General features: G+C 65.9%; 15 protein-coding genes. 14 read left to right on the forward strand and 1 reads right to left on the reverse strand.

Going from position 1 to position 20,801, the window contains the following annotated elements; genetic code table 11:
* The first annotated feature begins 53 nt into the window (after nt 1–53).
* Both MJQ72_RS19985 and MJQ72_RS19990 read left to right on the forward strand, forming a co-directional pair.
* A complete protein-coding gene (locus MJQ72_RS19985) occupies nt 54–506 on the forward strand; it encodes an SsgA family sporulation/cell division regulator (RefSeq protein ID WP_240600884.1) in 453 nt (150 codons plus the stop codon).
* Nucleotides 507–1,020: 514 nt separating this feature from the next.
* The gene (locus tag MJQ72_RS19990; protein WP_240600885.1) at nt 1,021–1,494 is read left to right on the forward strand and encodes a cupin domain-containing protein; all 474 of its coding nucleotides are present in this window, start codon (nt 1,021–1,023) and stop codon (nt 1,492–1,494) included.
* Between the two features lie 763 nt (nt 1,495–2,257).
* On the opposite strand, the gene eccCa is transcribed toward MJQ72_RS19990, so the two are convergent.
* Entirely contained in the window at nt 2,258–6,250 is a 3,993-nt protein-coding gene (eccCa, locus tag MJQ72_RS19995) for a type VII secretion protein EccCa (RefSeq protein ID WP_240600886.1), read from the reverse strand.
* Between the two features lie 133 nt (nt 6,251–6,383).
* Here eccCa and eccD point away from each other — a divergent pair, with 133 nt between their 5' ends.
* The 12 genes from eccD to MJQ72_RS20055 all read left to right on the forward strand — a co-directional run bounded on the left by eccD (nt 6,384) and on the right by MJQ72_RS20055 (nt 20,785).
* The gene (eccD, locus tag MJQ72_RS20000) at nt 6,384–7,781 is read left to right on the forward strand and encodes a type VII secretion integral membrane protein EccD (protein WP_240600887.1); all 1,398 of its coding nucleotides are present in this window, start codon (nt 6,384–6,386) and stop codon (nt 7,779–7,781) included.
* Nucleotides 7,781–9,208, forward strand: coding sequence for a type VII secretion protein EccB (eccB, locus tag MJQ72_RS20005; protein WP_240600888.1), 1,428 nt, complete (start codon nt 7,781–7,783; stop codon nt 9,206–9,208). The genes eccD and eccB overlap by 1 nt, the downstream gene beginning before the upstream one ends.
* Nucleotides 9,209–9,372: 164 nt before the next feature.
* Entirely contained in the window at nt 9,373–9,702 is a 330-nt protein-coding gene (locus MJQ72_RS20010) for a hypothetical protein (protein ID WP_240600889.1), read from the forward strand.
* 52 nt (nt 9,703–9,754) lie between these two features.
* On the forward strand, nt 9,755–10,045 hold the full coding sequence (locus MJQ72_RS20015) for a WXG100 family type VII secretion target (protein ID WP_240600890.1): 291 nt from the start codon (nt 9,755–9,757) through the stop codon (nt 10,043–10,045).
* A 118-nt stretch (nt 10,046–10,163) separates the two neighbouring features.
* Nucleotides 10,164–10,682, forward strand: coding sequence for a hypothetical protein (locus MJQ72_RS20020; protein ID WP_240600891.1), 519 nt, complete (start codon nt 10,164–10,166; stop codon nt 10,680–10,682).
* Between the two features lie 142 nt (nt 10,683–10,824).
* Complete coding sequence (locus tag MJQ72_RS20025) at nt 10,825–11,277, forward strand: WXG100 family type VII secretion target (RefSeq protein WP_240600892.1); 453 nt, start codon at nt 10,825–10,827, stop codon at nt 11,275–11,277.
* Entirely contained in the window at nt 11,274–13,283 is a 2,010-nt protein-coding gene (locus tag MJQ72_RS20030; protein WP_240601618.1) for a hypothetical protein, read from the forward strand. The genes MJQ72_RS20025 and MJQ72_RS20030 overlap by 4 nt, the downstream gene beginning before the upstream one ends.
* 3 nt (nt 13,284–13,286) lie before the next feature.
* The gene (locus MJQ72_RS20035) at nt 13,287–15,047 is read left to right on the forward strand and encodes a WXG100 family type VII secretion target (RefSeq protein WP_240600893.1); all 1,761 of its coding nucleotides are present in this window, start codon (nt 13,287–13,289) and stop codon (nt 15,045–15,047) included.
* 2 nt (nt 15,048–15,049) lie between these two features.
* Complete coding sequence (locus tag MJQ72_RS20040) at nt 15,050–15,526, forward strand: YbaB/EbfC family DNA-binding protein (protein ID WP_240600894.1); 477 nt, start codon at nt 15,050–15,052, stop codon at nt 15,524–15,526.
* Entirely contained in the window at nt 15,519–15,845 is a 327-nt protein-coding gene (locus tag MJQ72_RS20045) for a hypothetical protein (protein WP_240600895.1), read from the forward strand. Before MJQ72_RS20040 ends, MJQ72_RS20045 begins: the two co-directional genes overlap by 8 nt.
* A gap of 73 nt (nt 15,846–15,918) precedes the next feature.
* Entirely contained in the window at nt 15,919–16,641 is a 723-nt protein-coding gene (locus tag MJQ72_RS20050) for a hypothetical protein (RefSeq protein ID WP_240600896.1), read from the forward strand.
* 2,395 nt (nt 16,642–19,036) lie between these two features.
* Nucleotides 19,037–20,785, forward strand: a complete 1,749-nt coding sequence (locus tag MJQ72_RS20055) for a hypothetical protein (protein WP_396426993.1) — start codon at nt 19,037–19,039, stop codon at nt 20,783–20,785.
* The last annotated feature ends 16 nt before the right edge of the window (nt 20,786–20,801 follow it).

Consider the following 20,801-nt stretch of genomic DNA (forward strand, 5'->3'; position numbering starts at 1 on the left):
CACTTTTTTGGTGGTTCGGTGAACCGTTGGGTGGGTTGGTTCGTCTATGGGGTATGACGTATTTTTCGCCGGAGTTTCCGGTCATGGACGGTCGGCGTGTGGTGAGTCGCCGGTTTACCTTCATTGTGGCTGATCGGGATGGGCGGCCGCCTGTTGTCGATGCGAGTTTGCATTATCGGGACGATGATCCTTACGCGATCGCGATGGTTCTCGATGGTGGGCCGGGTGGGCCTGTCGAGCGGAGGTTCGCTCGTGATCTTCTTGTGGAGGGGCTGGTGCAGGCCGCGGGGCTGGGGGATGTGCGTGTCGCACCCGCGGTGGAGGTCGCGGGTGCTGCCGCCATCGAGCTCACCAGTCCGGACGGCACTGCCACACTGCTCGGCTCGTCGGACGAGCTGGCGGGCTTCCTGCGTTCGACGTTCGCTGTCGTCCCTGTGGGCTGCGAAGGAGACCACCTTCCCCTGGACGGGGCCCTGGCCGCGCTGCTGCGCAGCGAGTCACACTAGCGACACCTCCGGCCAAGGACACTGCGCACCCCTTCGCGCGCTCGCCGACAATCTGGTCGGAAGCTGCGCGGGTGCGGCCGGAGACATGGTCGAAGCCCGTGACTGGTGACTGCGATGTTGTGAGTAATTGCCTCGGCCGCGACTCGGCACGGTGAGAACATCCGATGCTGTCCGTTGATGCGCGGAGTGTCCTCCGTGGACGGACGGTCACGAAGGTGAGCAAGCAAGCTTGAAGTCCGAAAGGGCATCAACGGTGCGCCAATTCCCTTGTTTGTTCCTCCTGGGCGGGAGAGCCACTAGCGTGGTGCCACGCAGGGTGCTCACGAGGCTCCCCGGGTCGAATCAGGCACGTGTTCACTCGCATGTGGTGGGCAGTCTGTTCGTCATCGGCAACAGGCATGTTGTCGGCTCACCCTGTCGAATCCTCAGCGCCGGCGGCATGTGTACAGCAATCGGTGTTCTGGATAGACGATCGACGTGCGCCACCAGGTCGTGACCAAGGAGTTCATCTGACATGATCGAGCCTATTACCCACCCTGTCGCAACCCATGCGCTTGCCCGGAAGGTCGGCCCGCAGGGGCAACTTCTCTCGACAGCGATCAGCAGCGACATATGCGGCAGCCGCACCCTTGGCGTCGGCTACGTCTCGATGAACGCCCTCCATTACACCCGGGCGCACCGCCACTGCGCGAGTGACATCGTCGTGACCGTGATCGCTGGAGTCGCGGCTACGATCTATGGCGACGACCTTCAACACACTGCCATCCACTCGCCCGGCGACTCCATTTTCATTCCTGCCGGTGTTCCTCACGCCGCCATCAACCTCTCGAACGAGGTGGTCCACGCGGTGGAGATCCGTACCGACCCCCACTTCGCCGACAGCGATGTCGAGCTCCTGCCCGACCTGGAACCAGCTGTACGCTCCATTGCCGGTCGAATCCAAGCCCAGCATCAGCCTGTCCTGGAGGATTCACGGTCCGGCGCCTGAGGGTGCCAGGTGTGATGGCGTTGTGGCCGTCCGCGTCGAGGCCGGGGCGACGCCACTAGGTGAACACGCGGTTCCGCTTGGCCGGCTACCGTCGTATCTCTCGTGCTGGTCGCCATGACGACCGTCATTGCGGCGCTATGCCGGTCGGTGTCCGAAGCTCGCAGGTCGGTGGCAATGAACGGGCCGTTCCTCGCAAAATTTGCGAGGAACGGCCCGTTCAATGCGTGCCATCGGAACCGGCGCGGCGTGGCGCCGCTATGAGACCTCCTTGTGGCGGGACGAAACCCGAAGTTCGACCGTCCACAAGGGATTGAGGGTAAGTCTCACATGGCGTCGTCGAACACCTGTCGCGTAGGTTGTCTTGGCCGGCTTCGCGATAAGAGGGCCGCCCTCGATGGCAGGGTTTCGGGCTGATTTGCGGGCCCGGCACAGAATGTCCGGTTCTCGCGGGGGTCGTGAGTGGTAAGGACGGTTCTAACCGTCCTTACCACTCACGACCCCCGCGCAAAGCGCCCAAATCGGACGCATAAATGTCCCTTATGGGCAGTGGGGTCACGATCGGTCCGGCGGGTCGGTCTCCGGTACGCGACACGCCACGGTGGCCTTGCCTCTCTATAACTGGGCGAAGCTACCGATTCTCCGGTCCGTGAAGGGCCTCCTTCCCTACCTTGAGAGTAGGGAAGGAGGCCTTCACGGACCCTGGCGTCCGACCTCTGCTTACGTCGGGCCGGTGCCGCCGGGAAAGCAGCCCAGCTGGGTGCGATCAGTCTTGGTGAGCTTTCGCCGGTCCCTCGACCAGCGGGGTCTGCACCAGCCGCACCGAACGGCGGCGATTGATGAACTGTCCGCGACCCGCGGGCAAGACGCGGGGCTTCACGTTGCCGAGGAACGCTCCTTCGGTCTTCGGACAGGACAGCAACAACGCCGGGGTGCCGAGCTCCCACATCCGCCGGATCGCCGGGTTCATCATGGACCGGCTCGCGCCCGCGGTGCTGCGCGCGACGATGATATGGACGCCGACGTCCGCGGCCTGCGGGATCACCGGGAGCAGGGGCCCGAGCGGGCCGGAACTACCGGAGGACTCGGCCAGTTCGAAGTCGTCGATGATGATGTACAGGCGGCCGCCCTTCCACCAGTCACGTTTGTGCAGCCGGCTCGGGCTGATTTCGGGGCCAGGTATCCGCTTTTCGAACACCGGAGCCGCGCCCGCGATGGACTTGGTGAGGGCTTCCGCCCCGACCGCGTATTCGAGCTGGTACTCGGGCGGGATCGAATCGGTCAGTTCGCGCCGGAAGTCGCCGAACATCACCCGTGCCTCGTCGGATGAGTGGTGCGCGACGACGGATCGGGCGATGTGCCTCAGCAGGTTGGTTTTCCCGGTCTCGGCGTCTCCGTAGATCAGCAGGTGCGGGCTGGCGTCGAAGTCGTGCCACTGCGGCCCGAGTTCGACGTCTTCGATGCCGAGGGCCATTCGCATTTCCGCGGTGGGGCTGGGCGCTGTCGGTCCGGGCAGTTCGGTCACCGAGAGCGTGTGCGGCAGCAGCCGCACCTTCGGCGCGACGGGTGCGGTCGGCAGGGCCAGGGCTTCGGCGAGTTCCACGGTGGCGTCGGCGAGGTCGTCGGTGCCGCTGTAGCCGTCGATCCGGGGCAGCGCGGCGAGGAAGTGCAATTTGTCGACGGTGATGCCGCGGCCGGGGATGGCGGGTACGGTCGCGGCGAACCTGCTGTTGATCTCCGAATCCACCGGATCGCCGAGTTTCAGTTCGAACCGGGTGCCGATCACGTCGCGCAACCAGGGCCGCATCTCCGACCAGCGGTTGGTGGCGATCACGAGATGGATGCCGAAGCTGAGTCCGCGGGCGGCGAGTTCGGTGAACCGCTCTTCGACATCCTCGAAGTCCTGCCGGACGGTGTACCAGCCGTCGACCACGAGGAACACGTCGCCGTGCGGATCGATGTCGGTGTATTTTCCCTGCTGTCTGGCCCGCCGGTAGCTGGCCATCGAGTCGATGTTGTGCTCGGCGAAGATCCCTTCGCGACGGGTCATCAGGTTGGTGACCTCCAGTACCGTCCGGGTCACGCGATCCCGGTCGAGCCTGTTCGCGATGCTGCCGACGTGGGGGAGTTTGGCCAGCGCGGTGAGCGTGCCACCGAAGTCGAGGCAGTAGAACTGCACCTCCGCCGCGGTGTGCGTCAGCGCGAGCCCGGCGATCAGGGTGCGCAGCATGGTGCTCTTGCCACTCTGCGGCCCGCCGACCACCGCCACGTTTCCCTTGGCACCGGAAAGGTCGGCGGTCAGCAGTTCCCGGCGTTGCTGCGCGGGGAGATCGATCAAGCCCACCGGCACGGTGAGGTTCGCCGTCTGCAGGTCGCCGACCGGACGCGGACCGAGCTCGACATGGTCCACCAGCGGCGGGAGCAACTGGTCCAGCGTGGCCGGTTTCTTCAGCGGGGGCAGCCAGACCTGGTGCGCGCGGGGGCCGACGTCGCGCAACCTTTCGAGGAGGACGTCGAGCATGGTGTCGGTGGATTCCTGCGAGTCGTCCGGCTCCGGCTCAGGTTCCGGCTCGAGTACCGACGGCGGCTCGACGTACCGGGTGCCGAAGGGCGTGACGTGCTGCTCGACCGAGTCGATCCCGGTGCGCCGGCGTTTGGCCAGGTAGGGCGCCGAGGAGAACGCGCCCTTGAAACGGATCAGCGTCTGCGTGTCCGGTCGCAAATAGCCGTTGCCGGGGCTGTTCGGCAGTTCGTAGGCGTCCGGGACGCCGATGACGCTCCGGCTTTCCATCGCGGAGAACGTGCGCAGGCCGATCCGGTACGACAGATGGGTCTCGACCTTGTGGATCCGGCCTTCATCGAGTCGTTGCGAGGCCAGCAGCATATGCACGCCGAGGCTCCGGCCGAGCCTGCCGATCATGGCGAACACGTCGATGAACTCGGGTTTGCTGGACAGCATCTCGCTGAATTCGTCCACCACGATGAACAGGGCGGGCATGGGTTCCAGCTGCACGCCTTGCGCGCGGGCGGCTTCGTAATCACGCCTCGACGCATAGTTGCCGGCCGCACGCAGATGCTCTTGACGACGGTTCAGTTCACCGGTCAGCGCGTCCTGCATCCGGTCGACCAGCTCGAGCTCCTCGGCGAGGTTGGTGATCACCGCGGACGTATGCGGCAGCTGGTCGAACCCCAGGAACGCCGCGCCGCCCTTGAAGTCGACGAGCACGAAGTTGAGATCTTCGGAGGAGTGTGTTGTCGCCAACGCGAGTACGAGGGTGCGCAGAAGTTCGCTCTTGCCCGAACCGGTGGCGCCGATGCACAGACCGTGTGGTCCCATCCCGTCTTCGGCGGCCTCCTTGATGTCGAGTTCGAGCGGGGCTCCACCGCCGGCGATCCCGATGGGGACCCGCAGCCGTCGTTTGCTGGTCATCCGTTCGCGGCGGTACTTGGTCGGTTCGAACGTGGCGACGTCACCGAGCCCGAGCAGACCGGCGAGGTCGTAGTCCGCGGCCATCGGCTCGTCGTCTTCGGTCACCTCACCGACCCTGAATCTGGCCATCGTCCTGGCCAGCGCGGTGGCCGCCACCTCGCTCAGCGAGTCCGGACGGCAAAGCGGGGTGTTGCGAGGTTTCCCCAGCCGGTCGAAGGACACCGTATGCGCCTGGTCGGTGCCGACGTCGAGGAACAACGCCCCGGCCCGCTGCTGCCAGGGCAGCGAGCCGGATACGTCCAGGACCACGGCGTTGCGGTAGCCCTCGTCGGCGGCCCGGTGGTCGGCGGGCAGGACGATGCCGTCCAGGACGAGGACGACGAACGGCTCGGACGCCGTGATCGGGGTGTCGGCTTCGAACCGGGGACGGCCGGTGAACGCCGGGCCGCCGAGCAGCAGTTCGATCTCGGCGATGCTGTCGGTGACCAGCCGTCGTGCGCCGGCGGCGTCCCGGCTTTCCAGGTCCTGGTTGTGTGGCAGCCACTTCAGCCAGTCCCAGCGGTCGATCCGCTCGTCGGTGGCGCAGACCGCGATCCGGACATCGCCGGGCGCGTGCGCGGTGGCGAACTGGGCGAGCATGGCCCGCACGAGACCCAGCACGGCCTGATCGTCACCGCTGAACTGGATCTGCCCGAAACCTCGCAGGTACACCGCGATCGGCGCGTCGGACAGAGTGGAGTAGGCCCGCAGGAACCGGCGCAGCGCGTGCGCGGACAGCGGTTCGAGATCCTCGATCGGCTTCGTGTTCGGCGGCTGCATCTTGAGCGTGGAACGTTGCGTGCCCAGCCCGAGGCGGACCTCGCCGAAGTCGTCGTGCGCGGGACGGCGCTCCCACAGGCGATACCCCAGCGCGATGGACCACAGGCCATGCGGGTCAGGGTGGATCCAGCGTGCCGCGCGCTGCTGCTCGCCGAGTGACGTGCGTACCTGGTTGCGCAGCTGGGCGAGGTAGCGGATGTAGTCCCGCCGGTCGCCGTTCAGTTTTTGCTTGTGGGTGACCGAACTGCGCATCAGCTGTGCGATGAGCATGCCGACGACCGAGAGCAGCATCATGCCCCCGCCGACGTAGGCCAGCACTCCGGACCCCGGCCGGACGAACATCATCACCATGGCCATGGAACCGAGGCCCATCGGCAAGTACATCAGCAGCGAACTGATTCCGCTGCCGGCGTCCTCCGGAACGGCGGGTGGTTCCTGGATCTCGATTTCGGTGGTCGGGGCGGTCGGTTTCGGGCGTCGCGCCTGCCGGGCGAACAGGGTCGTGCTCACAGGCTCTCCTCGGTGAGTGGACTTGCCCAATTTGGTGGCGTCGAGCTTGAGAACGGGGAGGACCCGGGGCGCGCGCCGCTACCTTGAGGCCGGTTCACGGTCTTTGACCTGGGAAGGAAGGACCTGAACGTCGATGGAAGAGCAGACACAGCATCGCACAACGACATCGGTCCGGCTACGGTTCGTTCTCGGGAAACGGGCGACGGATGTGGCGTTGCCTGCCGAGGTGACGCTGGTCGAACTGCTGCCCGCGATCCTCCCGCAGTTCGGCGCCGAGCAGGTCGAGCAGGGTGCGGATCACGAAGGATGGGTAGTGCAGCGTCTCGGCGAGGCGCCACTGGACGAAGACCGCACGTTGGCCGAGCTCAATCTGCTCGACGGCGAGACCGTCCACTTGCGACCGCGAGTGGACCAGCTCGCGGCGATCGACTTCGACGATCTGGTCGACGGTGTCGGTGAACAGGTCCGCCGGCATCCCAGTGCCTGGAATCCGGCGCGGACCCGCTGGATGCTGCGCATCGCCGCCGGAGTGACCCTGCTGCTCGGTGCCTGGCTGCTGCCCGGCAGTGGCTCGGTGGCGATCCAGGCCTTTCTCGCGTGGGCCTTCACGGTGCTCCTGCTCGTGGGTAGCGCGCTGGTGGCCAGGGGAGCCAGCGACCCGCAGCTGGCGACTGTCGTGGCGGGTGTCGCGGCGGGTTACGGAGCGCTGGGCGGGGTACTCCTGGTTCAGACACTCGATCCGGGTGCCATCTGGATGATCGAGATGACCGGCTCGGCCGCAGGCGGGCTGCTCGCACTGGTCATCGGGGTGGTCGCGGTCGCCGACGCGGCCTTGGTGTTCGCCGGTGCGATGATGTTCGCCGGCAATCTGGTGATCACCGGACTCATCGGCTCGCTGACATCGGCGACGGCGTCGCAGGCGGTCGGGATCGGGTTGGTGGTCTCCCTGATCATCGGGATCTTCGTGCCGTCCGGGGCGTTCCGATTGTCCGGCCTGACCCTGCCGATGTTGCCGGGCGACGCGGACGAACTCAACGAGGACATCGAGCCCGTGCGACACGAGCTCGTCGTGGAACGAGGCGCGGCCACCGTCGGCTACTCCACCGCGCTGCACGTGGGCCTTGGCGCCGCGCAGACGGTGCAGCTGCCGATACTGGTCTCCGGAGGGCACGGCTGGTCCATGGTGCTCTCGCTGGTGATGGCGTTCCTGTTGTTCCTGCGTGCGCGCCATCCCGCCGGATTGACGCAGCGCTGGGCGATACTGGTACCGGCGGCCGTGTGTGTCGTGGCCAACCTCGTGCATATCGCGGGCGAACAGACCCTCTTCGGGAGAGTGCTCGCGATCTTCCTGCCGCTGGTCGCCGCCGGTGTGCTGTTGCTGCTGTTCAGCAAGAAGTTGCCGGGGATCCGGCTGCGGCCGTACTGGGGCCGCGCGGTGGAGATCCTGGAGCTGCTGACCTCCATCGCGATCATCCCGATTCTGCTGCAAATCCTCCATGTGTACGCAACCATGAGAGGCCTGGGCGGCTGATGAAGTCCCGCAAAGACCAAGTGCAGGCCTATTTCTTCGTGGTCGGCCGGCTGGCGGCGGCGGTCACCCACGGCAGGCCCGATGTGGTGCAGGCACCGAACAGACGCCTGAACACCGGCACTGTCCTGGGGATCATGCTGGCCGCGTTGCTCATGGCGGTCTTCGGGATCTACGGTCTCTTCGTTCCCGGCGGGGACAACTCTTGGCGCCAGCCGGGGACTATCGTCATGAACAAGACCACTGGTGCGCGATACGTCTATCTCGACGGCCAGCTCCGGCCGGTGCTGAACTACTCGTCCGCGCGGCTGGTCGGCGGGAAATCCGGGACCGGCGCGGTGGTTTCGGTGTCACAGAACTCCTTGGGCGATACTCCGGTGGGTCAGCCGATCGGGATCGTCGGTGCCCCGGACGCGTTGCCTGACGCGGGCAAACTCAAAGGTGGACCGTGGACGGTCTGTGTCCAACCGGACGCCACCGGCACTCCCCCCGGGCCGAAAGTGACCTTGCTGCTCGGGCCACGGGCGGGTCGAGTGCTGGCAGACAGACAAGCTCTGCTTGTATCCACTTCGGACGGAACAAGCTTCCTGCTGTGGCAGGGAAAGCGCCACCGAGTGGCCGGTCGCGCGGTGCTGCAGACGCTCGGATACGGCGACGTCGTGCCGGTAGCAGTCACCACGGCGTGGCTGAACACGATTCCCCAAGCGCAGGACATCTCGGTACCGGTGACGCCGGGAATCGGCGAACCCGGCCCTCGGATAGACGGACGCCCGAGCGTGGTCGGCCAGGTCTACGAGGTCCGCAACCCGGCGATCAGCTCCGCCCAGCTCTACCTGGTCCGGCAGGATGGGATCGCTCCCTTGAGCCGCACCACCGCGGCGCTGGTGCTCGCGGCTCCCTCCACGCGAGGCGCTTACCCCGGCGAGCCGGTCGCGCCGATCCAGGTGGGACCGGCGGCGCTGTCAGGTGTAGCGGCGTCGTCCGGCCTGGATCTCGTCGCAGGCCTACCGCCGGAACCGCCCGAGGTAGTCACCCCGACGCGTGACTCCTTGGCGTGTACCCGGCTGATTCCCTCTGCCACAGGGGAGATGGGCGTGGTGGCCGAGTTGCTGCCGTCGGCGTCGGTGACGGCTCAGGCTGTCCCCGTGGCCCAGCATGTCGCGGGATCGACGGCGGACCTCGTGTCCATTCCCGCCGGCGGGGGAGTGCTCGCCAGGGAGACACCAGCTCCCGGTGCGCCGTCCGGCACCGTGTATCTCGTCACCGAAGTCGGCATCAGGTACCCGCTCGCCGACGCCGAGGTGATGGGTGCGCTCGGTTATACGGAATCCTCGGTGATCCGCGTGCCGGCGGAACTTCTCGCGCTGCTACCGGCCGGTCCGCTGCTCAGTGTGGCCGGCGCGTTACAGGGTCAGGCGCCGCGACCGTGACCGCCGTTCGGTCCCTCATGGGGGGAATTTCCCAGGTACGCCGGGGAGTGGGCGACGAGGACGATCTTCCGGTTCGGGAAACCTAGTCTTCAGGGAGCAGCGAGCCTACCGGCTGCCTGAGCCGAGGATGACCAGACGTAGCGACTATTTGCGGGAGACTTGAAGTGGCGCATTCAACGCAGCTCAATGTGACGACGATCGACCAGCAGGCGACACGGCACGAGGAGGTCGCGGACAGCATCAGCAAACAGCTCGACCAGTTGAAGGCTCAGGTCAACGCGACCTTGGCCGCAAGCCCGAGTGGGGCGACCCGGGCACTGAGCACCACATGCGACAACTGGGTGGAATCGGTCCGGAATTCAGTGCTCGCTAATCTGCGCGCGATGGCGGGCGACATCCGCACTGAGGCAGGTAAGCAGGACGAAACCGACCAGGAACACATGGATACCATCAACCGCCTGTCGATGGACACCGGAAACTTCCTGGGCGCCTAGTCCCCACCGTCTCAAAATTACCCAACGTGCCTACCCGAAAAGGATCAGAGACGTGACTGACGCAACCATCACATATGACTACCCGGTCATCGAAGAGTGCTTGAGCATGATGTCCAGGAAGGCCACTGAGATCGAGGGGCAGACTAACGAACTCGAGAGTGATGTCAAGCGCATCATGATCGAATGGAAGGGTGATACAGCCAACCGCTACGACGAGCGCTCCAATGGCCTCCGGAACGAACTTCACGGCCACCGAGATAATCTCAACAATCTTAATGTGGCGCTCCGTAATGCCGCGGAAGCGATGAAGGCACAAGACAGTCGTGGTGCCAGCAGCATCTAGCGGGCCGGACGGTGTACCGGGTCGTCCCGATCGGCCCGGTACACCGTCTTCGGCCCTATTTCGGCAAGCGACTGGAAGCGCTCCGGCCTGGAGTCTCGACTAGTTAAGGAGGTTCGCCATGTCCATGGAATTTGACCCAGCGGCGATCAGGCTGTCGGCGGGCAAGCTAGGCGACATCATGAACGACATGTCCGCGTTCACGGCGCTCAAGGTGACAGTTCCGAATGCCGGGAGTTTCGAGGTCGCGAAGTGGCTCGAGCAGATCGTGCAGGATCGTGTCAACGGTATCGTCGCGCACGCAGAGCATCTGCAGATCGCCTTGAGGAACATGGATACGACGCTGACTCAGATCGCCAATGAGTTCGAGAACGCGGACGGTGAGAACGCCAAGCGGATCAAGGCGAGTATCGCCGAGCTGCAGTCGACCATCCGGCAGGACATCTCGTCCTTCGACGCGAACAGCTCTTCGTCTGAAGACTCGCCAGTGGAGAAGTCGGAAGAATCTCTGACGGAGAGGTCCGAAGTTTCATCGGCTGACGAGGTGCGGAAGGATCCTGAAGATGTCGCTCCTCCCGTCGAGGAGAACGACGAGGAGGAGGTGTCGGAGTATTCCGACTACCTGGATAAGGCCAGGTGAGTAGTACTTTCAAGCATTGCGGTGGTATCTGCAGTTTGTCGGTCAAGCCTCCCGGCTGATCGACAGCCTTCATGTATTCGCAGTTCTTCCCGTTTCGTATCGCTGTCCGGTTGACCAGTTCTCTCGGTGAGGATTCTTCGCTATGCCCGAATTGTCGACGCAGGTTCCCGGTGCGTACAACTCGTCTGCTCCGCCGATGAACGTCGCGCAGTACTCGAACTGGGACCAGATCGGCGCGGCGGTGGGTGACATCACGACCGGCGGCAGCCTCTCGAAGAGCACTCAAGCTGATGCGTGGTATGAGTTCGCCACGAAGGTCGGGAACGCGGCGAAGCAGTTGGGTGATGTCAACAGCAAGATCGCCACTGAGATCAAGGCCGTACGGGAGAGCCTCAAGGGCGAAGCAGGTGAAGCGTTCGACAAGTACGCGACAGGCCTGTTCAAGAAGAGCGAGGAACTCTACCAGACGTTGAGCGGCAAGGATTATCCCGGGAACGTGGGGGTATCGGGCATGCGATCCGGGCTTTCGCGGCAGCGTGGTGGGACACGATCGAAAAGTCGCATCAGCAGCGGGCTCAGGCAGCCGAGATCTTGAAGGCGGCTGCCAACGTCGCCCTCTTGAACGCGAACAGTACTGCTGAGATCGCGCTCATCACGGCGGGTCTCGCCAGGGACGTCGAACACACGCGTGCCCAAGCCGAAGACAAGCTGATCTCCCGTCTCCGCCAAATGCTCGAAGGTCTCGGGGTGCAGTACAACAACCGAGGCCAGGATTTCACCCCGCTGCGGGTCCTGACCGGCGGCAGTGGTGGAGGCAGCGGTAGTGGCAGTGGCGGTGGCAGTGGGCTATCGGACCTGCAGTACCAGAATCTTGACTCGCTGTACCAAAATACTTATCCGAGCGGCCTCACCACCGAGAGCGCGGGATCCGCCGGTGCGGGACAGACTGTCCAAGGCCCGTTGTTGGATCCTCTTAGTCCGTCATACCAACAGAAGGCCTTTGATCCCGTTAGTACAGCGGGTGGTGGTGTCGGCGGCGGAAGCGGTTCCGGCGTCCCTGGTGGTGGCGCCGGCACAGGCGGCGGCGGCGCCGGTGGTGGCGCACCCAGTCCGGCGTATCAGGCCGGACTTGACAACGCGAAGAAGGCGATCGACACCCTCACCGAGGGCGGTGCCGGCGCGCCCAGTCCGGAGTATCAGGCGGGACTCGACGACGCGAAGAAGGCGATCGACACCCTTGGCGCAGGCAGTGGTGCCGGCGCGCCCAGCCCGGCCTACCAGGAAAGTCTCGACGACGCCAAGAAAGCGATCGACGGCCTCTACGGTGGTGGCGCGCCTGGCGGCGGCAGTGGTGCGGGGACGAGCCCGGCGAGGGCGAAAGCACTTGACGACGCCAAGAACGCAGCGGGTAAGACGTTCGACGACCTGATCGAGAAGGCCGACAACCCGGCCGAGAAGAAAGCGCTCGAGGATGCCAAGGAGGCCGCCGAAAAGGCGATCGGCGAAATCGCGACCGAAAGCGGCGATCCGGCGAAGGCACGTGAAGACGCACAGAATGCGGCGGGCAAGGTGCTCGACGACCTGATCGCCAAGGCCGATGATCCGGCGGCGAAGCAGGCACTCGAAGACGCGAAAGCCGCGGTGAACGAGGGGCTCGGCGGCGCTGAGCCTGTGGACCCGAAGCTTCAAGAGACCTACTTGGACGCGAAGGGCGACGTGGAGAAGGCGCTCGACGACCTGATCGCCAAGACCGATGATCCGGCGGCGAAGGAGGCGCTCGAGGACGCCAAGCAGGCAGCGGGCGACGCGATCGACAAGCTCATCGATCCCGAGCACCACGAGGCCGTCGAAGCTGCGAAGGAGGACACCCTCAAGGCGTTCGATACCTTGGCGGAGCCCGGTGACAGCGCGGAACGGACGCAAGCGCTGGCCGACGCCGAAGAGGCCGCGCTGAAGGCCATCGACGGTATCGACACCGCACTCGATCCCAGCGATCCCGGCTATCAGAAGGCTATCGAGGACGCCAAGGCGGACACCGTCAAGGCGTTCGATGCCCTGGCCCAGCCGGGTGACAGCCCGGAACGGACACAGGCGCTGGCCGACGCGAAGGCCGCCGCGTTGAAGGCCATCGACGGGGTTGACGCGGCCACGACCGCGGCGGCCGACAAGAGGGCGGCCATGAACGACTTCCTCGCTCCGGGCGGGGCGACCGGTGGTGGTGTCGGTGGAGGCAGCGGTGGTGGGGCGGGCGGACTGAGTCCGCTCGGAGAGAGCTTGGCACTCGAGTCCGGTGGAGCGGGCGGCGCTGGAGGTGGCGGGACGGGTTCCGGCTCCCGGTTCGACACCCAGCCCGGTCAGCAGCTCGGACTGGCGGCGGCGGGTTCCCGGGCACAGGCGGCTCCCTTTGGTTCGGCGATGGCCATGGGGCCGGGTTCGGAGGGGATGCCGATGGGCGGAATGCCGATGGGCGGTATGGGTGGCGCGGGTGGCGGTGGCCAGGAGGACAAGCAACGGGAGCCCCAGATCTGGATGCAGGCCGACAACAGTGCGTGGAACGACGATTCCGAATCGCCGCCGTCCTCGGTGCTGGGCAGGAGCTGACCCATGGTTGAGTTTTCCGCTGACCCCGCACCGCCGCCACTGCCCGACCCGGCTCTGGAGCAGCTGAACCTCGACCAGCTGGCTCAGCTGGTGAATGAGGTCAACCCGGACGTCTTCTATCAACGGGCGCAGGTGTTCGACGCGGCCGCGGCGCGGTTGCAGGAGGTGCGTGACGCCTTCCGCCGCGAAGCGCGTCAGCTGCAGGAAGCCTGGACCGGCAAGATCGAGGAGAGCTTCGAGAACGTGGCGCAGGAGACTTCCGGCGCCATCACGAATGTCCTGCACTCGATGCAGGATCCTGGTTACGGCACCCGTTTGCGTCAGGTTGGGGACGCGCTCGCCATGGGCCAGCAGCGGCTCAAGGACCTTCAGGCGCAGAAGGCGCAGCAGGCCGCCGCACCACTCGTCACCGGAGCGCCGCCCGCCGATGTCGTGGAGAAGGGCAATCAGCAGACCGCGCTGCGGATCGTGCACGACCTGTGCACGGCCTACCGCGACATCGGGACTGGTATCGCCCCGCTTCCCGAGACCACGCCTGCGCCGGGTGGAAAGGCAAACGCCGGGAATGGCCCGGGTACCGCCGGGGCCGGCGGCGATCCGATCACGGTTGTCCATAACGACGTCACCCCGCCTGCAGAGGGCAGCGTGAACGGCTTGCCCCTTGGGGGTTCTCTCGCGATGGGCCTGGCCCCGAGGGGTGAGGCCGACGTGTCGTTGTCCGGAACGCCGGAGGGAGCGCAGCCCATTCTGCCGTTCGCGGTCGGGGCCGCCGGGGTCTTGGGCGGAGCTTCGAGTGGATCCGGCGGCGGTGCGGGCGGCAGTGCCCACGGCGGCTCGTCGTCGAAGCACGCCGATGTCGTACAGGCTTTCCAGCTGTCGCCCGGCGGAGGGGGCTACGTCGGCGATTCGGTCATCGGCCGTGCCAAGCCGGCGGATGCCGGACAGGACGAGGCGATCCCGGTCATGCCGGGGATGTTCATGGGGGCCGCGGGCGAGGATCGCTCGGTGCCTGGCCGGCGCGCGCCCGGTTCGGCGGTATCGGGCGCGGCCTCGGATGAAGTTGTCGAGGGCGTTCTCGGGCGGCGCCAGAGTGTGACCGACCTTGATGGCGGCCTCGTCGGGTGGGGGCTGCCCGCGGGCACGTCCGCGGCGGCGCGGCGCCGCGAGGACAGAAAAGCGCCGGGAACCGAGGAGCGGCCGGTCACCGTGTCTGAAGGCGAGGAAGGGGCTGCGGAGAAGGAGAAGAAGGAGGCGCGGCCCGCGACGGTCGCCGATCCGGTGGTGGTCGCCCGTTTCGAGAGCGAACCCGTCGCGAATGCTCAGGCGACATCCGGCGGGTCGCCCGCACTGCCCTCGGTGGCGCAGTTCGTCACCGCCGAGCGTGCACCGCAGGGCCTTGACGCCGCCGCAGGAGGAGGCGCCCCGCAGAACGTGCTTCCGGTCCGGGCGTTGGCGGCGGAAGGTGCTTCGGCTCTGCCAGGCGCTCTCCCGGTGAACGCGAGCGCGTCCACACCTGCATCGGGGAGTGCCCCGCTGGAAGGCGGTCCGATGGGGCCGATGATGGGAATGGGCGGCATGGGCGGGCAGCCGGAAGAGAACAAAGAGCGCAGTTCCGAGATCGTGCCCGGTCCGGATCCCGCAGTCTGGGACTACTCGCACGGTACCCCCTCGGCAATCGGCAAACCGGAGCGAGCGTCGGCCGAATCGGCGCCGGACGAGTCTCCGGACGAGATCGTGGCGCGCATCTTGGAGAGAAGGAGTTGACGGTGACCTCAGGTGGATTCGATCTGGACAAGGGCCTCGACGAAGCGATGGCGACGCTGGACGCGGAGCGGCGCAAGCTCGCGGAGTTGGGGAAGGTCTGGGAAGAAGGGCGGACGACTGTACGCGCCAAGGACAAATCCTTCGAGATGACCTTCGACGGGCGTGGCGAACTGATCGAAATGGTGTTCAACCAGTCGAAGTATCGAACCCTCGCTCCCGCTCAACTTGCCGCGGCCATCGTAGAGACGCTCCAGCGCGGCAAGGCGGAAACCATGGCGAAGATGACCGAGGTGATGGGAACGGGAGCGGGCACGCTTCCCGGGATCGATATCGACGCGATCGCGAGCGGCAAAATCGACCCGATGGAAATGCTCAACTCGCTGATCGGTCCGATGTTCGATGGGATCGGCGGAGTGGATGGTTTCGGTAGCGGTACGGAGAAGGGCCGCTCGGACGGCGGAGGGCGGAAGGATGACTGACGAGTTCTATCTCGATCCGGACGGGGCCTCCCGGGCAGCCGGCGCCCTGCGTGACTCGGGCAATCGTTTGGAGAAATCCTTCAACGCGCTCAAGGCGGTATGTGATCACAACGACCAATGCTGGGGTACCGACGAGATCGGTGCGGCATTTGCCAATAAATATGTACCTACTGCCACTGAGATAACGGTATTCGGTGCGACTGATCCGAAGGCCATCGTGGAGTCGGCGAATAACACTGACAAGAATATAGACACATTTGAGGATCTGGATCACGAGGCGGCCGTCAGATTGGATCGGACACCGCCAGAGGAGAGCTGAGTCGGCTCCTCGCTCGCGATCGGTATCAACATTTCCGGGTGTGGATCTCAGATAAGGACGAAGGTGAAGGCGGATGGGTGATGAGTTTGGTGTTACTCGTTTGCCTTCGGAGTTGCAGAAGTTTTTTGAGGTGGTTATCGGTATTAAGTGGCCGGAGGCTGATGAGGGTGGTCTTCGGTCGTTGAGTGGTGCGTGGCTGGATTTCGCGAAGGCGGCTGAGGTTGAGGCTGAGGCGGTGGTGGGGGCGGCGGAGGCTTTGGGTCGTTCGATGCGGGGTATGACGGCGGAGCGAACCATCGAGTGGGTCAAGAGCGAAGTCAAGCGGCTCGGGACGATGGCGGGGCAGTCGCGGGGGTTGTCGAGTGAGGCGCGGACGGCGGCGGCGGATGCGCAGAAGGCCAAGATCATGCTGGTGGTGTTCGGGGCGATCGCGCTGGCCACCATCATCTTTCTGGCGTGGAGCATTTTCACGGCGTGGATGATTCCCGCGGTGAAGGCCGCGACACAGCTCACGCTGCGCACGATTTTGAAGCAGTTGCTGCTGGAGATGCAGCGGATGACGTTCAAGCGGGCGGCGCTGGGGACGTTGCGGGTCGGTGCGGACATGGCGAAGTTCGCTGCCGCGGGCGCGGGGCTCATGTTCACCCTCGATTGGGGTATCCAGACCGGTCAGATATGGCATGGAGACCTGAACGGGGAGACCGCGGGGCGGGGGAATACGATTGGAAATCGATCGCGAGGTCCACCATCGGTGGTGCGATCGGGGGTGCGGCGTTCGGCCTGTTCCACGGGCTGACCGTCGGTGCGGCCGGCAGCGCGGTCAAAGGGCTGGCCAAGGACATCGTGCGGAGTTCCGGGAAGTTCGCCGGGGCGGGCAACGCGGCCATCGCCGCGGAACTGCGGGCCGAGATCAACCGGGTCAAGAAACGGATACCGGGCTATCTGCACGCCCTGGGGTTGGGTGGTTACGGTGTGGGCCAGGTGTGGATGGTGGTGGCGAGCAACCCGCTGGTGAACATGGCCACCGGCGGCCACGGACCCTGGTATGCCGGGATGCTCGGCGCCCTGAGCAGGCACCACGCCGACTTCAAGGGCAACGACCGCTACAACCTCAGCGATCTCATCGCCGATCGGGTCCCGTTCCTCAAAGACACCATCGCCGCGCTCAAACAGGGCAAACTCGAACTCGAACTCGGACCCTGGCTGGAGGAAGTCCGCAACTCCGCACCCAGCGACAACCTCACATCCGAGATGTCGGAAAAGGCCCCGCTGGTGCTGGAAAGCGGGACAAGCGAGAAAAGCGACACCGGCCGTGAGGTCGCGGGCACCGGCACCGGATCCCTCGGGACCGTGTTCACACCAGGCGACTTCGGCCTCGGGGAAGGGGTCGGCCAGGACAACGGTGTCCCGGCCACCGAATCCGGACTCCCCACCAAAACCGAAGACCTGTCCTGGTCCGGCGATTCCGACGCCGAGACTGTGGTCTCATCCCGCGATTCGGGTTCATTCGTGTCGCTTGGTTCGGACGCCGACACCGTGGTGTCTCGTGACTCGGACGCGGATTCCGTGGTGTCCACCGGGTCGGACGGCTCCTCCATGCCCCACCTGCGCGGCGGAGGATGGGACTCGGACAGCGTGTCGATCGGCTCCGGCACCTCCGACTCCGAAGGATCGAACGGCGCATCCGGCAGACCGGACACCGACTCCCTCTGGGGAGGATCCGACACCGACTCGATCGTGTCCCGTGACTCGGTCACTGGCCCGGCCGAAGAACAGGGCGTCCACGGAGGCCAGGACGGGCAGCCGGCACGGTCCGAGGGGGCCCGGCCCGGCGACGCCGAGGCGGATGGCGCAGCGGTCGTGTCGACCGCGCCACCCGCCGGAGTGCGCACGGACACCGCGGTCCAGCAGGGCTCGTCGTCGACCCCCGCATCGTCGACGACCGGAGGACAACCACCACGCACACAAAGCGAAGTAACACCTGGTGGAGCGAGCACGAACGGCGGGAACCAAACACCGCTGCAATCAACCGGTCCGATAACACAGTCGGGCCCGGAGATCACGCAGCCGGGTCCGGAGTCGGCCGCGCAGCCACTGGTGCGGGCAGAAGACCAGGCTCCCCTGTCAGGCCCGGAGATCGTGCAGTCTGGGCCCGAGCCCGTCGCCCGGCAAAACGAGGGGGCCGCACTCTCCCAGCAGCAGTCCCCGGCCGGCGGCGCACCGCCGCAGGATCCGCTTCCGGCCCGGTCCGAACCTGCCATGCAGGCCGACCCGGCCGGTGGGCGGTCGGAGACAAGGCCGATATCCGTCGAGTCGGCGGACCAGACTCCGCCGTCCGTGTCGGAGAACTCGACCGTGGCGTCCGGCACCCGTGAATCCGGTGCCCCGGACACGCGGGACGGAGAGGTCGTTCCGCTTATCGACTCGCGGGCGGCGCCCTCGGTCGACTCCAGGACGCCGGATGTCCAGGGCAAACCCGCGGTGCCTGCCGTGCCGGTGCCACGTACGGAAGGCCAGTCGCCGGTGATTTCGCGGGGCGCGGACAACGCGCTTCCCTTGGAATCCTCGCGGCCGAGCACGTCGTCGGCCGGTTCGACATCGGCGACGTCGCAGCCGGGCTCGGACAGCAGCCGATCCACCGGGGACAAATCACGGACGGAAAAGCCGGAAACGGCTGTTTCCTCGGAGACAGCGGCTTTCCTGCTCGGCACCGGTCCGGACCGTCCTGGCGTGCCGATCCGCGCGGACGAAGCGAACACCGCGAACGGGCGTACACCGGTCTCCTTCGCAAAGCCGCATGATGTCGTCCAGAGCGCTCGCCGGGACATGGCTGTGCCGATGAGAGTCGCGGACGCGCATCTCGACACGAACGCCGATGGCTTTGCCGGGGGAGGAAAGGGGCAGGGGAAGATCAGGTGGATCCGGCACGACGTAAGCCGGTTCGAGATCAGCCCGGGCAGCTGGGTTCGGGAATTCAGGGTGCCGATCGACCTGGTGTCACCGTCAGGTGGTGTACATGGCTCGGTGATGCGCGAGCGGGCCGCCGAGATACAAGCGCTGCTGGACAAGCACGTCAACTCGAAGCATCGCTTCGACAATGGCGATCAGGTCCATATCGCTCTCGACGCCGCGACTCCGAAGTCGGCGGCAAAGGGTGGGAATGGAACGTGTCCAGCCGCGTACCGGTGGAGATGTTCGACTCGGCGGAGGACCCTTGGGGGCCGGGTAGCGGCCAGCTTCGGTGGGACTTCTACGAGACGGCAAACGACTCGGCACAGAAGGTTCTTCTTTTCCTCGGTCTCGGCGAGGGGGAGGCACCGGCCCTCAGGCTGACGGCGACGGATCTCGCGGTTCTCGACGAGGCCTCGCACGAGGGCGTGGCCGGGCTTGGGTTGGCCGACAGTGGCCGGCCGTCCGAGGATGGACTGGAGCCCGTAGCGGAGTCACACCCGGACGTGGTCAGCGGCGGTCCGGACGCACTACCTGCCGAACAGTTGTCCGTCTACCCGACATTGGGTTCGGTCGAGGTGGCCGGTACGACGTGGAACCTCGACAGCAAGGGCTGGTACGTCGCGCAGGGCGCCGGCTCGCTCACGGTGCCTGCAACCGGCGTTCGCAAGGTGGTGCGCGCACTCGTGGGCCGGTCGAAAGAGGTCCAGGTCGAGCTGCCTGCTGGATCCAAGGCGGTGATCGACGGCGCTCGCGAACTGCAGCATGTCGTGCTGCCCGGCAAAGTGAGCCGCGCCGGCTCGCGTGCTGGACGGCCTCCGCAACCGGCACCACCTCCACAGCCACCGCTGCCCCGCCCCACTACCGACTACCAGGCATATTTGCAGGGTTACGGCCAGGGCAGGGATAACGGGCCTCCTCCGCTCACCAGCGCCGACTGGGACCTGTTGGAATCGTTCGGTTACTCCCGGGGCGGCGATACCGACTCGCCCCCCATCCTCACCGATGGCGACTATGCCAAGTGGAGGTCGATGTCCGGGGAGCCGGTCCGGGCGGACGAGAGCCCCCCAGCGGGCTCCGGGACGCGACAGGACGAGTCCGAGCAGGACAGCCCGGCGGACACTCCCGATGGTGGCGGACTCGAGAGCGACACTCCCTATGGCGTCAGCTACGAGCGTGGCCTGGACGGCGTTTGGTCGCCGGCGCGAAAGAAGTCCGGCGAACTGATCGTCGACAAGATCGACAAGCTGGACAAGTCGGTGTCGTTGCCGATGGAGGGCGGCGGGGCGAGCGCGCCGCCACGCACGTTCGAGCGTGTGACCGACAAGGGGACCGGGCAAGTGGTCGCCTTCCGGCAGATGCTGGACGCGGAGACTGGCAAGCGCTTGGCCAATCCCGTCACCTTCGTGCGTGCACCCGAGGGCGGCTGGACGACGACGGCTGAGCCGGTGTCCCCGGCCTCGTTCGAAGGCTGGTTGGCGAGTGCCAATAAGGCACACGACGCGGCACGGATGCTTTACAACGTCGCGGACCGGTCGGCTTCGTGGGTGCCCGAGAATCTGCGACTGAACAAGATCAGCGACGAGGCGTTGCAGAACCTGATGCACAACGGAAGTCCGGATGACGCGCTCGCCGCGCTCTACGAAGCGGTGTACCGGAAGGAAAATGTGTCGCTGCGCTGGACGCAGTTGTCGGCCTCGAACGCGTTCTCCGATGGCCATGTCGTGAACATGATGGCCGGCGAGGGCAAGTCGTGGCTGTTCCTGTTCTCCGCCGCCCGGGCCGCCCTTCGCGATGGCGTCGACGCCGTGCACTACATCACCACCCGCACCAACCTGGCGGACCCGGAATTCATGCACTACCGGGACATGCTCGGCGATCTGGGTTTCGTCATCCACCGGATGAACTCCAACGATCTGCCCCCGAAGCGGTACCCGGCGAGCCCACCATCTATATCGGCAGCAGCGAGGACCTGGGGTTCACCGTCTTGAAGACGGGGATGGTGCC

Origin of the sequence: Amycolatopsis sp. EV170708-02-1, from assembly GCF_022479115.1 — a bacterium.
Lineage (GTDB): Bacteria > Actinomycetota > Actinomycetes > Mycobacteriales > Pseudonocardiaceae > Amycolatopsis.